The sequence below is a fragment of the Paenibacillus sp. RS8 genome (assembly GCF_041956825.1).
GTDB lineage: Bacteria > Bacillota > Bacilli > Paenibacillales > Paenibacillaceae > Paenibacillus_AQ.
In genome coordinates this window covers 820,640-834,400 of record NZ_CP168131.1, presented here as the reverse complement: position 1 = coordinate 834,400, position 13,761 = coordinate 820,640, and the positions used below count along the sequence as shown (strand labels likewise).

Sequence of the window (13,761 nt, the reverse complement as noted above, 5' to 3'; positions counted from 1 at the left end):
AAGGAGGGAAAACACATGGCATACCAAAAATTGGGCCGTGATTCCAGTGCGCGTAAAGCGTTATTTCGCGACATGGTAACGGATCTATTTTTATACGAGCGCATCCAAACAACGGAAGCTAAAGCGAAAGAAGTTCGTTCTATCGCTGAAAAGTTGATCACTAAAGCTAAAAAAGGCGATCTTCATGCTCGTCGTCAAGTAGCTGCATTTGTTCGCCGCGAGACTGTTGATGGTGAACAAGATGCAATTCAAAAATTGTTCTCTGACATTGCTCCTCGTTACACGGAGCGTCCAGGTGGATACACTCGTATCCTGAAACTAGGACCTCGTCGTGGCGACGCTGCGCCTATGGTTTATCTTGAATTGGTAGACCGCGCGTAGTATCACAAGTATTGATTTCCGATGCTTCCCTTTCATCCGGCCCTCTTTGGAGTAAAGATGGGGGAAATATCAGCGTTATTGTGCTGCAGAGGCGCAAGACTCTGCTGTACTAATAACCGTGGGAATCACCTTGGTTCAATTGAAGGAGCTCCCGCAGGGGCTCTTTTTTTTGAAATAATGGAGCGAAGTGTTAATGGATGCCGTCCTTCTAGGGACGGCAAAGCCATTTCTTCCTCGTGAATAAGATCAGACAGTGCTTCGATCGACGTTTCTGCTGAACGGTTTATAAAGGAGAACGGAATGCGTAATCTATTGATGAAGGTCAATTATGACGGAACAAATTATGATGGCTTTCAGACCCAGCCTCAGGGCAATACGATTCAGGATCGGCTGGAGCAAGCGATACTCCATCTGACGGGTGAGGAGCTTAAGATTACAGCTTCTGGTCGTACAGATGCCGGAGTACATGCCTATGGTCAGCCTTTTAACTTTACGACCTCCTCTCGAATCCCGCTTGAACGTTGGTGTCTGGCGCTTAATGCCCGGCTGCCACAAGATATCGTGGTTACTGAGGCTAGGGAAGTACCGCTGACGTTTCACTCTCGTAGAGGAGCTAAGCGTAAAACTTACCGATACACGATTAACGGCAACAGGTTTCCAGATCCGTTTCAACGGCGCTGGCAGCTTCACCATCCGGTGCAGTTGGATATTCCTGCGATGCAGCAAGGCTTAACGCATATTTTAGGGACACATGACTTCACTTCGTTTGCTTCTCGGAGGTCTACTAAGACCTCTCATGTACGAACGATCTTTGAAGCTCATATGGAAGTAGACCGCAGTATGTGCCGACCCTCTTCATTAGATCAGGGAGTGATCCAAACTTATATAACGGGTAGTGGATTTCTTCAACATATGGTTCGCATTATTATGGGGACTTTGATCCATGTGGGGGAAGGTAAAATAGATGCTGATCATGTTGCTGAGATATTGGCGGCATGTGATCGTTCAGCTGCTGGTCCAACAGCTATGGCCAAGGGGTTGGCTTTGTGGAGTGTAGAATATGATGAGACCGAAAGTGAATCTTTTTTTCTATAAATTTCTTCCTAAATAATAGGTTGAATGTTTAAAAATCACTTGCACTTGTTATGTTTATACTGTAATATAAAAGTTGTGTTTTCTTGATGGCTATCCCACAGCCCCGATCAAGGAAATGCCAAAAAAATGCTTTGCTTAACTCACATAATTGTAATTCAATGAGAAACAAGATATACGAAACAGAAGATTTTCGTACGAGAACAAGGAGGAAACATTCATGCGTACCACCTATATGGCGAAGCCGAACGAAGTTGAACGCAATTGGCACATTATTGATGCCGAAGGCAAAACACTTGGTCGTTTGGCCAGCGAAGCCGCTGCTTTGATCCGTGGCAAACACAAACCGCAATTCACTCCACACGTTGACACAGGAGATTTCGTTATCGTAATCAACGCTGAGAAAATTCACTTGACCGGTAAGAAATTGCAAAACAAGAAATACTACCGTCACTCGATGCACCCAGGTGGCTTGAAAGTTACTAATGCTGAAACTCTGCTGAACACTAAACCAGAACGCGTAATTGAATTCGCTGTTCATGGTATGATTCCTAAGACTCGTCAAGGGGACCACATGAAGCTGAGATTGAAAGTATATGCAGGCGCCGAGCATCCACATGCAGCACAAAAACCTGAAGTTTACGAACTTCGCGGATAAGAATAGAGGAGGACAGTTTCATGGCACAAGTACAATACTATGGGACAGGTCGTCGTAAACATTCGGTAGCACGTGTTCGCCTTGTACCGGGTGAAGGACGCATTGTCATTAACAAACGTGAGATGGACGAATATTTCGGTGTTGAAACACTGAAAATGATCGTAAAACAACCTTTGAACCTGACTGAAACACTGGGCAACTACGATGTAATCGTTCTTGCACATGGTGGCGGCATTTCTGGTCAAGCTGGAGCAATTCGTCACGGTATCTCCCGTGCATTGCTTAAAGTTGACCCTGAATATCGCGGTGCATTGAAGAAAGCTGGTTTCTTGACTCGTGACCCTCGTATGAAGGAACGTAAGAAATACGGCTTGAAGGCTGCACGTCGTGCGCCTCAGTTCTCGAAACGTTAATATTTATCAAGAATTCAACCCTTGGCCTTTATGGTCGAGGGTTTTATTTTTTTACTCTGAAGGCCCTTTTGAACAAAAAATGGGCTTTTTTTGCATTCATTTACTAATTCTGAGCGGTGAAATTCATTGACTTCCTCCGTAAAAGTTATATACTATTTCATATAGAAATAGTTGGTTTTATTACTTCTTTTACCTCATTTATTCATACGATTAATATTTTGGATGGAGGAATACCTTAATGAACCTGCTTGAGAAAGAAGATTTGATCAGAATAAAGGCCGAAGAATTAGAGAGTGCTTCACCCGAGGAAATTATCCGCTGGGCTGTTGAAACATTTCCTAACATTACTTTTGCCTGCAGCTTTGGTGCCGAAGATGTAGTGCTTGTTGATATGCTTCATAAAGTTAGTCCATCTACTGACGTCTTTTATCTCGATACAGATTATCATTTTAAGGAAACCTACGAAACCAGAGATTTAATGGCAAACAAATACGGATTAGAGTTTGTACGTGTGTCTCCGCAACTCACAACGCAGGAGCAAGCACTTCAATACGGTGATGCGTTATGGACTGTTGATCCTAACCAATGTTGTGGAATTCGTAAAGTTGAACCGCTGACTCGTATATTATCTCAATATGAGGCTTGGATTACTGGAATTCGCCGTGATCAAGCACCTACCCGTGCAAATGCTAAAAAGGTTGAGTATGATTATAAATTTGGTTTAGTAAAGTTTAATCCTATTGCGGATTGGACTTCAGAAGATGTATGGAACTATATTCGTGAAAATGACGTAATCTATAACCCTCTACACGACCGTAACTATCCAAGTATCGGCTGTGAACAATGTACTCGTCAGGTTATGCCAGGTGAAGATCCGCGTGCTGGCCGTTGGTCTGGATCAGAAAAGACAGAATGCGGTTTGCACAAATAAGACATATCCCTGTGGGAACATAGAAGGAGAGACTAAGATGACTTCAATACGTCCGCATGGCGGAACTTTGGTTAACCGTGTAGTAGAGGGAACTGAAAGAGAAGAATTGCTAAATCTCGCACGTGACAACAAGGCAATTGCCTTGAATACCTGGACTTTATCCGATTTGGATCTTATAGCTGTAGGTGCGTTTTCCCCACTAACTGGCTTTTTAAATGAACAAGACTATCTTTCAGTGGTAAAAAGCATGCGTTTAGCAGATGGCACTGTGTGGAGCATCCCAATAACGTTGGCTGTAGAAGATGATGTGGCTGCCGGATTATCAATTGGGGATAAAGTTTCTCTAATCGGTGAAGACGATGGCGAGATTTACGGTTTATTGGATATTGAAAGTATTTATACTGTTGATCAAACGATTGAAGCACAAAATGTCTTCAAAACAACAGATCCTGAACATCCTGGAGTGAGTAAGTTGCTGGCTCGTCCTTCGACTTATGTTGGAGGACCGATTACAGTCTTGAATCGACCACAGCCTGAGAAGTTCAGTGAGTTTTATTTTGATCCTGCGGATACGCGGAAAATATTTGCTGATAAGGGCTGGAGAACGGTTGTAGGGTTCCAAACACGTAATCCGGTTCATCGAGCTCATGAATACATTCAAAAGTGCGCTATGGAGGTTGTAGACGCTCTATTTCTAAATCCACTTGTTGGTGAGACGAAGTCGGATGATGTACCGGCAAATGTGCGGATGAAGAGCTACCTCGCGCTTTTGGAGAATTATTATCCTGAGGATCGTACCTTCCTTGGTGTTTTTCCAGCGGCAATGCGTTATGCAGGTCCTAGGGAAGCAATTTTCCATGCCATGGTTCGCAAAAATTACGGCTGTACCCACTTCATCGTGGGTCGTGACCATGCGGGCGTAGGGGATTACTACGGAACTTACGAGGCACAGGAAATTTTCTCGAATTTTAGTGCTGAGGAGCTTGATATAACTCCATTATTTTTTGAACACAGCTTCTTCTGTAAAAAATGCGGAAATATGGCTTCTAGTAAAACTTGCCCTCATCCTAGCGATGATCATATGACATTGTCGGGTACGAAAGTACGGGCTTTGCTCCGTGACGGCCAATGTCCTCCCCCAGAATTTACGCGGCCTGAGGTTGCGCAGATTCTGATTGAAGGTATGACTCAAGAAGTTACAGCTTAATCACTGTCAGCTAGTACTATTTGACCTTCTTGTCCCATATAGATGAGTATTATCTATCGGGACGAGGGGGTCTTTGTTATGTCTGGCCGAAAGCAGAATAAAGTCTCGGTCTGGATTTCATGGAGCAGTATCAAAAAAAGTATGCTTGGTGCGACACTGCTGGCTATAATGATCGGAATTATAGCGTATGACATGCCTACTGCTAAAACACTAAATTATTGGAGTCTGCCCTTGTCAGGAAAAGTTATTGCTCTCGATGCGGGACATGGTGGAGCTGATGGAGGAGCGGTTAGCCGAGAAGGGCTAATTGAGAAAGATATTAATCTCGCGGTATCGCTGTATTTGCGTGATTATCTGCAACAGGCAGGGGCTATTGTAGTAATGACTCGTGAGGGTGATTACGATTTGGCTCTGGAAGGCACTAAGGGCTATTCTAAGCGCAAGACGGAAGATCTTAAACAAAGGGTAAGAAGCATCGAAGAGAAAGGCGCAGACCTTTTTATAAGCGTTCACATGAACAGTGTCCCTTCGAATCGTTGGAGCGGAGCGCAGACCTTTTACTACCCCAATCATAAGGATAATAAAGCAATTGCGGAGTTTGTGCAGAGTGAGCTGAAGACTACGCTAGAGAATACCGATCGTGTGGCGAAGACAGTGAATACTGTATATCTGCTAAAAGCATTAAAAATACCAGCGGTGCTTGTAGAAGTCGGCTTCTTATCACACCCCCAGGAATCCGCTCTACTCGGAAATGATGTCTACCAGCGGAAGGTAGCGACTAGCATTTATCGCGGCATTCTTCGGTACGCCTCCGAGCAGTAAGGACTACTCATGGAGAGACAGGTAATGTTATAATAGACAAAAACTCCGGAGAATTTCTTAACCGGAAAGGAAACAGAGGTGCTTTCCATGCTGACTAAGGAACAAATTCAGGAAATACTGCAGCCATTAACAGACTCGGAAACTGGAAAAAGCCTTGTGGAACTACAGCTGATTCGTGACATTATGATTAAAGAAGATCGTATTTCTTTATCAATCGTATGTCTGAATCCTGAAGAGCAAAGTCGCATGGATCTAGAACAACAGGTTCGTGAATTGCTTGAAGCGGGTGGGGCTTCAAATGTACATATCCGGCTTCGTGATGCAACCGATTATGAACGTGCTATCCTTCGCGGAGAGAGTGCAGAGGAAGTTGATGAACCTGGGAAACTTAAGGGACATGCTGCCGGCCTTGATGACCATGAATTAATTAGCGAGAGCTCTGGTGTGAACTTTATCGCCGTGGCCAGCGGTAAAGGTGGAGTTGGTAAATCCACTGTAACAGTGAATTTGGCCGTAGCCCTAGCAAGAAAAGGAAAAAAAGTGGGTCTAATCGATGCCGATATTTATGGTTTCAGCATTCCTGATATGATGGGGATTGAAGAGGGGCCGGTTGTTGAAGAAGGAACGATTATTCCTGTGGAACGTTTCGGAGTGAAGGTCATGTCTATGGGCTTCTTTATCCGTGAGAATAGTCCAGTGATTTGGCGGGGGCCTATGCTTGGTAAAATGCTTCGCCAGTTCTTCAATGATGTCGGTTGGGGTGAACTTGATTATATGCTGCTTGATCTTCCCCCAGGTACAGGTGATGTGGCGCTTGACGTGCATCAGATGCTGCCTCACAGCAAAGAGATCATAGTGACGACACCTCATGCTACAGCTGCGTTTGTGGCGGCTAGAGCGGGCTCTATGGCTCTACAGACAGATCATGAGATTATTGGAGTCATTGAGAACATGGCTTATTATGAGTGTACTGACTGCGGTAAGAAAGATTATATCTTTGGCAGAGGCGGAGGAGCAAGGCTTGCCGAGACGCTTCATACGGAGCTGCTTGCCCAAGTGCCGCTAGGTGCACCGGACAACCATATTTCTGAATCCGATTTCTCACCTTCTGTATACAAAGAAGAGACATCGACAGGACTGATATTTGCCGATATCGCTGATAAAATCATTGCAAAATACGAGCACTAATTTTTGTGCATGAAAAAGAGGCCGTCCCACACTTTATTAGTGGGATGAGGCCTCTTTTTTATGAACTTGAATCATCGCCGCTACCGCCGCCACTGCTTTCCTGTTTGTCGGCACCTTCGCTGGCTTTATCTTTTTTCTCCTTTGGTTCGAGTTCTTCTTGCACAACTTTTTTAAGTAAATTCAATACTTCCATACGGAATAATGGGGTTTGCATGGATTCCTGCATAGTCTTCATCGATTGTTTTCGGTAATCAGGTGTTTTGGTGAGATTTAGAAACATCGTCATCATCTCTGGGGATTTCATAATTTCTTCGACTGATTTCTGGTAAGTGGGATCTTTAATTAGCTGAAGGTGTAGCTCCTTGCTTTGCGATTGAATGGCTTTAGCAAAATCACCCGCGAACTTGGGATCAGTCATTATTTTCTCGATTTCCTTCTGATATTCCGGCGCAGTGAGAGTATCCTTTACAGCGGTTTTGATTTCCTCTGTTGTTTGAAGCGGCATCATCTTCATGCTCATTCCACTGGTGCCGCCAGAGCTGGAGCTTGATAATGATTCCTCAACCGCTTTTTTACCTTCATCGCTTTTCAATATATCTAAAACCATGGTCTTCGTTTCTTTATAACTGCCTTGTCCGGAAGAAGAACTGCTCTGTTCACCTCCGCAAGCCGTTAAGGCCATAACAAAGCCCAAAGCCAAACCCACAGAACCGATAAATCTCCATTTCATTGGCGCTGCCCTCCTTTATAGGATTCTCCAGATGTATTATGCCGCATTAGAGCACATTTATGTTGTGAGTGTAATGGTGTTTTGTCGGTATCCTTGGTAAAATAAATCTGACAAGAGGAGGTGAATTGGCTGAGTATAAAAAAATGGTTTCATTTATTTTGGACTACCCTCCTTATAGGAGCGGGCGGAGCTGTAATCGCAGGTCTGGCACTTCAATTCGTAAATGGTAAGATTGATTTCAAAAGTGTCGGGGATTTCTTTTTATACCCGCTGATTCTGCTTGGCTACGGTATGCTTGTAAGCGTTTATTCGCAACTTGGTTTTTTTGCCTATTTGATTTTGAATTATATGGGCAATGGCGTTTTTCCTCAAAAGGTTTGGAAATACATACAACTAGTGCTTTCTGTGCTCGCATTGCTTGAACTGATTTTTCTGCGTACCGTCGTTGGCGGGGAAAGAAATGTTATGTCTGATCTAATATTAGGAATCTTTATTTTGTTAGCAGCTATTATTGTGTCTTATTTCAAAGTAAAAAGTACAAACATCTCAGCTTTGATTCCAACCCTCTTTTTTATGACAGCTATTTCAATTGTGGAAGTTATTGGTGTGCTCCGTATAGGTGTTGATAGTGCGACGGTATTTATTGTTGTTCCGCTTATCGCTTGTAATGCATTCCAAATTTTGATGCTTCACCGTATTCTGAGGCCGGCAGCCGGATAATGAATGGGGAAAGCACTAAACAATGAACCCCGTGCTCTGATTTCAGAAGACGGGGTTTTTTGCTCTTACTGTATCTAAACGATTAAAATCTGATTGAGGAGGTTAATCTTAAAGAACACATAACTAAGAAAATGCTTCCGAAGCGAGTTTTGTACGAAGCTCCTCAATGATGTATATGCTTTACAAAATTTAGTAGATGCTTTCGAAGTGAGTTTTGTACGAAGCTCCTCAATGATGTATATGCTTTACAAAACTTAGTAGATGCTTCCGAAGTGAGTTTTGTACGAAGTAACACAAGTGTAGTAACGCTCACAAAACTTTCAGGAGGGGAATATATGGACATCAAGCGCTATATGATAAAAGACACAAAAGAAATCCGGCTTAACAAGCTGGATCCGGACGATATAGGTATTTTTAAATCCAAAAAAGAAGCAGAAGCCAAAACAGAAGAGCTTAAAGCACGTTTGGCAGAGCTACAAGATATTTTGTTTGCTCAGAAAAAGCACTCGCTGCTTGTAATTCTGCAAGGAATGGATTCCAGCGGTAAGGATGGAACGGTTAAGCATATTTTTTCAGGCATCAATCCACAAGGCTTCATAGTTACCAGCTTCAAGAAACCATCTCTTGAGGAAGAGGCTCATGATTTCCTATGGAGGGTACATCAGAAAACTCCCCCTAAGGGCTATATCTCTGCATTTAATCGTTCGCACTATGAAGATGTATTGGTACCGCGGGTACATGGAGGGTTGAAAAAGGATGACCTAAAGCGCCGTTTTCGTTACATACGGCAGTTTGAGGAAATGCTGGTGGAAGAGGGGACGACAATTATCAAGCTTTTTCTGCACATTTCTAAAGAGAAGCAGTTAAAGAAAATAAAGGAAAGACTTGAAGATCCTAAAAAACACTGGAAATTCGATGCAAGTGATCTCCAGGAGCGGGAGTATTGGGATGATTACCAAGAAGCATATGAAGATGTTTTTAAGGAAACTAGCATAGATAAAGCACCCTGGTACTGGATACCCGCCAATCATCAATGGTACCGCAACTATTTGACCTTATCCATCGTAGTAAAGACACTGGAGAGTCTGGATCTGAGCTATCCGAAGCTGAATACCCCCACACCCGACATATCGGAACTCATTTCTCCACGTCATTAATCCTTTGGACGAATCAACATCCATTACGGCACCAGAGATTGAAATGTACTTTACAGTCCAGCCGCGTCCTCTAAGGCATTACTAAGTGAAGCTGAGTCGCGAACTTCTTTACCTTCGGTATTGCTTTGACTAATCAGCTCAGAGACGGTAACGAATTCATAACCTTGTCTGCGGAGCTCGTCGATAATGAGTGGAAGTGCTTCATGTGTTTGTTTGCAGGAATCACTGGCATGTAGAAGGACGATATCACCTGGATGCGCTTTTGTCGTTACACGCTTCACGATATTGTCTACGCCGATATTTTTCCAGTCCAGAGAGTCTGTATCCCATTGAATAACCTTGTAACCGAGATCGCTGGCAACCTGAAGGACTCTTTTGTCAAAATCCCCATTAGGCATACGAATCAAATTGGGCTCAGTGCCGGTTAATTCGGTAAGTACGGTGTGAGCCGTTGAGATCTGTGTGCGAATTTCTTCGTTGCTTAGTGTGCTGTAATTGACGTGTTTATGACCATGACTTCCAATTTCAAAACCTGCATTCTTGATGTTAGTTACAATGTCTGGGTGAGTCTTACTCCATGGTGACGACAGGAAGAAGGTGGCTTTGTCCACTTTCTTGTCTTCAAGTACCTTCAAAATCGGCTCAGGTCTTTTCTCCCCCCAGCTAATATCGAAGGTCAGGGCAATCAGCTTCTTCTCTGTTGGTACACTGTAGATCGCGGAAGGTCCGGATTCAGAAAAAACGGTTATGTTTCCCCTCTCGACGTATACAACTCCAGCAGCAAGAAGCACAGCGGCGAAGATATAGATGAATCGTTTAATCTTTTTGCCGCTGAATACATAAAAAGAATTCATAATGACAGCGCTCCTCTCCCATGCGAAATGCTTGTTTGTTCTAAATGTATGCTCGTACCGCACGGTTATGACCTAAGAAACAGAGATCACAATTTCAGGAGGGTATTTATGTTGTCGTTCTTCACGTTTATTAAAGATCTAAAAACGATCCGGAAGGCTTTATTGCTATCCTGTCTGCTCTTCGCAGTAGGAGCGGTTATAGGATGGGTAGCTACCAGCAGTCTGGAAAAGCTATTGGTTCAGCAATTAGAGGGGCTCAGTGAAATCAGTGGCAACCTTAGAGATTCTTCTAATCCGCAATGGAGCTTCTTTGTATTTATATTTTTAAATAACAGCATCAAGGGTGTTCTTATCATATTTTTAGGGGCGTTGTTCGGTATACTGCCAGCCATATTCTTATTTATTAACGGAGCGGTTATCGGCTATCTGATTCATTTATCAGCACTACAAGGACAGGACTTGTTCGAACTTATTGTAAAAGGACTGCTGCCACACGGGATTATAGAGATTCCGGCAATCATTATTGCTTGTGCATTTGGACTGCAGTTCGGCGGGAAAGTACTCTCAAGTATATTTAGTTCTTCCACTAGGAAAATGGAGAGAGGGGCAGATTGGTCTTTCTTTATGCGTCAAACACTCACGGCATCTATATGGACTGTAATCCTGCTATTTGTTGCAGCCATCATTGAAAGCACAATAACTTTTTCGCTTTTATCATAAAACTTCCAAGATTGGAGCATAACATTAAAGCTATTCATCCAAGGATTGCCTAAAGGACAGAGGTATATAATCGCGACGTAACCATAAAGGGAATTTTTATTAATTATGGTTATAAAAAGAGTACTCCGGTTAATCTAGTGTAAGAGGACTTAAGGCAGCTTTCTCCATGAGATGGACTAACTAATTATGTACAAGGGGTTTATGGTTTTAGTGAATGTGTTACTTGCAACTTCATGAAGGAGGCCAAGCATATGTTGGGTATGTTGTTTAACGAAAAAGAATGCAAGGAACTGGATTATGTTTTGCGGAAAGAACTCGATGAGATGCTGTTAGATTTGAGTGATCAGCGCTTGGACCAAAATATCAGGCATGCCATCGCCAATAGATATAAGACTGTATTTCGGATGTATGCTCGTTTTGCTCCTCAGAAAGAGCTTTCCAAGTATGCATGGGGCGGACGTTCATCTCAGTATAAACACTGAGGATAGGTGGTAAATGCAAGAGTTTTATATGGATTTAAGATTTTTTAATAAAATAGCTTGACTAAAAAGGAGTGCTCATGATAAATTATATCTCGCGCTCCTTTTGCTTGTGTAAAAGGGAAGCGGAAGGCAAGAAAAAATGAAAAAAACTTTTTCAAAAAAAAGACTTGCCAAACAACGAAACACTGTGATATATTATAAAGGTCGCCGCTGACAAACAACGACGACGAAATAAGAGACATTGATCTTTGAAAACTGAACAACGAGTGAGTGGGAAATCACGAAAGTGAATTCCAAATTAGAGAATTAATTTTCTCGTCAGATGTTTCAAAATGAGCATATCGCTCTTTTCAATACTAATTGGAGAGTTTGATCCTGGCTCAGGACGAACGCTGGCGGCGTGCCTAATACATGCAAGTCGAGCGGAGTTATTTTGAAAGCTTGCTTTCAAAATAACTTAGCGGCGGACGGGTGAGTAACACGTAGGCAACCTGCCCCTTAGACTGGGATAACTACCGGAAACGGTAGCTAATACCGGATAATTTCTTTTTTCTCCTGAAGAAAGAATGAAAGACGGAGCAATCTGTCACTGAGGGATGGGCCTGCGGCGCATTAGCTAGTTGGTGGGGTAACGGCCCACCAAGGCGACGATGCGTAGCCGACCTGAGAGGGTGAACGGCCACACTGGGACTGAGACACGGCCCAGACTCCTACGGGAGGCAGCAGTAGGGAATCTTCCGCAATGGACGAAAGTCTGACGGAGCAACGCCGCGTGAGTGATGAAGGTTTTCGGATCGTAAAGCTCTGTTGCCAGGGAAGAACGTCCGGTAGAGTAACTGCTATCGGAGTGACGGTACCTGAGAAGAAAGCCCCGGCTAACTACGTGCCAGCAGCCGCGGTAATACGTAGGGGGCAAGCGTTGTCCGGAATTATTGGGCGTAAAGCGCGCGCAGGCGGTCATTTAAGTCTGGTGTTTAAACCTTGGGCTCAACCTAAGGTCGCACTGGAAACTGGGTGACTTGAGTACAGAAGAGGAAAGTGGAATTCCACGTGTAGCGGTGAAATGCGTAGATATGTGGAGGAACACCAGTGGCGAAGGCGACTTTCTGGGCTGTAACTGACGCTGAGGCGCGAAAGCGTGGGGAGCAAACAGGATTAGATACCCTGGTAGTCCACGCCGTAAACGATGAGTGCTAGGTGTTAGGGGTTTCGATACCCTTGGTGCCGAAGTTAACACAGTAAGCACTCCGCCTGGGGAGTACGGTCGCAAGACTGAAACTCAAAGGAATTGACGGGGACCCGCACAAGCAGTGGAGTATGTGGTTTAATTCGAAGCAACGCGAAGAACCTTACCAGGTCTTGACATCCCTCTGAATCTGCTAGAGATAGCAGCGGCCTTCGGGACAGAGGAGACAGGTGGTGCATGGTTGTCGTCAGCTCGTGTCGTGAGATGTTGGGTTAAGTCCCGCAACGAGCGCAACCCTTAACTTTAGTTGCCAGCAAGTAATGTTGGGCACTCTAGAGTGACTGCCGGTGACAAACCGGAGGAAGGTGGGGATGACGTCAAATCATCATGCCCCTTATGACCTGGGCTACACACGTACTACAATGGCCGGTACAACGGGAAGCGAAGCCGCGAGGTGGAGCCAATCCCATCAAAGCCGGTCTCAGTTCGGATTGCAGGCTGCAACTCGCCTGCATGAAGTCGGAATTGCTAGTAATCGCGGATCAGCATGCCGCGGTGAATACGTTCCCGGGTCTTGTACACACCGCCCGTCACACCACGAGAGTTTACAACACCCGAAGTCGGTGGGGTAACCCGCAAGGGAGCCAGCCGCCGAAGGTGGGGTAGATGATTGGGGTGAAGTCGTAACAAGGTAGCCGTATCGGAAGGTGCGGCTGGATCACCTCCTTTCTATGGAGAATCGTCTTCTGCAATGAAGACATTCAAATCGGAAGTTAAACTTCCACAATAGAACCTTCGGGTTCGAACACTCACTCGTGTTCAGTTTTGAAAGAGCAAGTCTCTTTCATATGCGTTTGGTGGCGATAGCGGAGGGGTTCCACACGTACCCATCCCGAACACGACCGTTAAGCCCTCCAGCGCCGATGGTACTTGGACCGAAGGGTCCTGGGAGAGTAGGACGCCGCCAAGCGAACAACCACTTTGGTTGATTCACAATATTATATGTTATATGGGCTTTTAGCTCAGTTGGTTAGAGCGCACCTCTGATAAGGGTGAGGTCGGTGGTTCGAGTCCACCAAGGCCCACCATATAACTTATATCCCTTTATGGGGCCATAGCTCAGCTGGGAGAGCGCCTGCCTTGCAAGCAGGAGGTCAGCGGTTCGATCCCGCTTGGCTCCACCATAATTTTAAATCAATACTTTCTTTAACATTGATCCT

The 13,761-nt window shown here is 44.4% G+C and carries 14 protein-coding genes, 2 tRNA genes and 2 rRNA genes; 16 read left to right on the top strand and 2 right to left on the bottom strand.

Going from position 1 to position 13,761, the window contains the following annotated elements; translation table 11 throughout:
• Positions 1 to 15 precede the first annotated feature (15 nt).
• The 8 genes from rplQ (at position 16) to ACDZ28_RS05000 (ending at position 6,692) form a co-directional block, all read left to right on the top strand.
• Positions 16 to 381 (top strand): 50S ribosomal protein L17, encoded by a 366-nt coding sequence (gene rplQ, locus ACDZ28_RS05035; protein ID WP_019908254.1) that lies wholly within the window; start codon positions 16 to 18, stop codon positions 379 to 381.
• A gap of 300 nt (positions 382 to 681) precedes the next feature.
• Positions 682 to 1,476, top strand: a complete 795-nt coding sequence (truA, locus tag ACDZ28_RS05030; RefSeq protein WP_375104145.1) for a tRNA pseudouridine(38-40) synthase TruA — start codon at positions 682 to 684, stop codon at positions 1,474 to 1,476.
• Between the two features lie 217 nt (positions 1,477 to 1,693).
• On the top strand, positions 1,694 to 2,131 hold the full coding sequence (gene rplM / locus ACDZ28_RS05025) for a 50S ribosomal protein L13 (protein WP_036680589.1): 438 nt from the start codon (positions 1,694 to 1,696) through the stop codon (positions 2,129 to 2,131).
• A 20-nt stretch (positions 2,132 to 2,151) separates the two neighbouring features.
• Entirely contained in the window at positions 2,152 to 2,544 is a 393-nt protein-coding gene (rpsI, locus tag ACDZ28_RS05020; RefSeq protein WP_025706574.1) for a 30S ribosomal protein S9, read from the top strand.
• Positions 2,545 to 2,782: 238 nt separating this feature from the next.
• Entirely contained in the window at positions 2,783 to 3,475 is a 693-nt protein-coding gene (locus ACDZ28_RS05015; protein ID WP_375104144.1) for a phosphoadenylyl-sulfate reductase, read from the top strand.
• A gap of 37 nt (positions 3,476 to 3,512) precedes the next feature.
• Positions 3,513 to 4,682, top strand: coding sequence for a sulfate adenylyltransferase (sat, locus tag ACDZ28_RS05010; protein ID WP_042131210.1), 1,170 nt, complete (start codon positions 3,513 to 3,515; stop codon positions 4,680 to 4,682).
• A gap of 78 nt (positions 4,683 to 4,760) precedes the next feature.
• Positions 4,761 to 5,504: an N-acetylmuramoyl-L-alanine amidase CwlD gene (gene cwlD / locus ACDZ28_RS05005; RefSeq protein WP_042131209.1), complete on the top strand. Its 744-nt coding sequence runs from the start codon at positions 4,761 to 4,763 to the stop codon at positions 5,502 to 5,504.
• Between the two features lie 87 nt (positions 5,505 to 5,591).
• The gene (locus ACDZ28_RS05000; RefSeq protein WP_341115355.1) at positions 5,592 to 6,692 is read left to right on the top strand and encodes an Mrp/NBP35 family ATP-binding protein; all 1,101 of its coding nucleotides are present in this window, start codon (positions 5,592 to 5,594) and stop codon (positions 6,690 to 6,692) included.
• Positions 6,693 to 6,750: 58 nt separating this feature from the next.
• On the opposite strand, the gene gerD is transcribed toward ACDZ28_RS05000, so the two are convergent.
• Positions 6,751 to 7,422: a spore germination lipoprotein GerD gene (gerD, locus tag ACDZ28_RS04995; protein WP_076121166.1), complete on the bottom strand. Its 672-nt coding sequence runs from the start codon at positions 7,420 to 7,422 to the stop codon at positions 6,751 to 6,753.
• A gap of 129 nt (positions 7,423 to 7,551) precedes the next feature.
• Between gerD and ACDZ28_RS04990 the strand changes: the two genes are divergently transcribed.
• Entirely contained in the window at positions 7,552 to 8,142 is a 591-nt protein-coding gene (locus tag ACDZ28_RS04990; RefSeq protein ID WP_339291494.1) for a KinB-signaling pathway activation protein, read from the top strand.
• 335 nt (positions 8,143 to 8,477) lie between these two features.
• Complete coding sequence (locus tag ACDZ28_RS04985; RefSeq protein ID WP_042131206.1) at positions 8,478 to 9,299, top strand: PPK2 family polyphosphate kinase; 822 nt, start codon at positions 8,478 to 8,480, stop codon at positions 9,297 to 9,299.
• Between the two features lie 50 nt (positions 9,300 to 9,349).
• Here the strand turns inward: ACDZ28_RS04985 and pdaB are convergent, their stop codons facing one another.
• Positions 9,350 to 10,153, bottom strand: coding sequence for a polysaccharide deacetylase family sporulation protein PdaB (pdaB, locus tag ACDZ28_RS04980; protein ID WP_042131205.1), 804 nt, complete (start codon positions 10,151 to 10,153; stop codon positions 9,350 to 9,352).
• Between the two features lie 111 nt (positions 10,154 to 10,264).
• On the opposite strand from pdaB, the gene ACDZ28_RS04975 reads away from it, so the two are divergent.
• The 6 genes from ACDZ28_RS04975 (at position 10,265) to ACDZ28_RS04950 (ending at position 13,725) form a co-directional block, all read left to right on the top strand.
• On the top strand, positions 10,265 to 10,873 hold the full coding sequence (locus tag ACDZ28_RS04975) for a stage II sporulation protein M (RefSeq protein WP_375105309.1): 609 nt from the start codon (positions 10,265 to 10,267) through the stop codon (positions 10,871 to 10,873).
• Between the two features lie 251 nt (positions 10,874 to 11,124).
• The gene (locus ACDZ28_RS04970) at positions 11,125 to 11,355 is read left to right on the top strand and encodes a hypothetical protein (RefSeq protein WP_036680631.1); all 231 of its coding nucleotides are present in this window, start codon (positions 11,125 to 11,127) and stop codon (positions 11,353 to 11,355) included.
• A gap of 357 nt (positions 11,356 to 11,712) precedes the next feature.
• Positions 11,713 to 13,270 (top strand): 16S ribosomal RNA (locus ACDZ28_RS04965).
• Between the two features lie 124 nt (positions 13,271 to 13,394).
• A 5S ribosomal RNA gene (rrf, locus tag ACDZ28_RS04960) occupies positions 13,395 to 13,511 on the top strand.
• 41 nt (positions 13,512 to 13,552) lie between these two features.
• Positions 13,553 to 13,629 (top strand) — tRNA-Ile (locus ACDZ28_RS04955).
• A gap of 20 nt (positions 13,630 to 13,649) precedes the next feature.
• Positions 13,650 to 13,725, top strand: a tRNA-Ala gene (locus ACDZ28_RS04950).
• Positions 13,726 to 13,761 lie beyond the last annotated feature (36 nt).

Excerpts from the sequence above, each read along its gene's own strand:
- rplQ (WP_019908254.1), top strand. The coding sequence starts at position 16 with ATGGCATACCAAAAATTGGGCCGTGATTCCAGTGCGCGTAAAGCGTTA.
- truA (WP_375104145.1), top strand. The coding sequence starts at position 682 with ATGCGTAATCTATTGATGAAGGTCAATTATGACGGAACAAATTATGAT.
- rplM (WP_036680589.1), top strand. The coding sequence starts at position 1,694 with ATGCGTACCACCTATATGGCGAAGCCGAACGAAGTTGAACGCAATTGG.
- rpsI (WP_025706574.1), top strand. The coding sequence starts at position 2,152 with ATGGCACAAGTACAATACTATGGGACAGGTCGTCGTAAACATTCGGTA.
- ACDZ28_RS05015 (WP_375104144.1), top strand. The coding sequence starts at position 2,783 with ATGAACCTGCTTGAGAAAGAAGATTTGATCAGAATAAAGGCCGAAGAA.
- sat (WP_042131210.1), top strand. The coding sequence starts at position 3,513 with ATGACTTCAATACGTCCGCATGGCGGAACTTTGGTTAACCGTGTAGTA.
- cwlD (WP_042131209.1), top strand. The coding sequence starts at position 4,761 with ATGTCTGGCCGAAAGCAGAATAAAGTCTCGGTCTGGATTTCATGGAGC.
- ACDZ28_RS05000 (WP_341115355.1), top strand. The coding sequence starts at position 5,592 with ATGCTGACTAAGGAACAAATTCAGGAAATACTGCAGCCATTAACAGAC.
- gerD (WP_076121166.1), bottom strand. The coding sequence starts at position 7,422 with ATGAAATGGAGATTTATCGGTTCTGTGGGTTTGGCTTTGGGCTTTGTT.
- ACDZ28_RS04985 (WP_042131206.1), top strand. The coding sequence starts at position 8,478 with ATGGACATCAAGCGCTATATGATAAAAGACACAAAAGAAATCCGGCTT.
- pdaB (WP_042131205.1), bottom strand. The coding sequence starts at position 10,153 with ATGAATTCTTTTTATGTATTCAGCGGCAAAAAGATTAAACGATTCATC.
- ACDZ28_RS04970 (WP_036680631.1), top strand. The coding sequence starts at position 11,125 with ATGTTGGGTATGTTGTTTAACGAAAAAGAATGCAAGGAACTGGATTAT.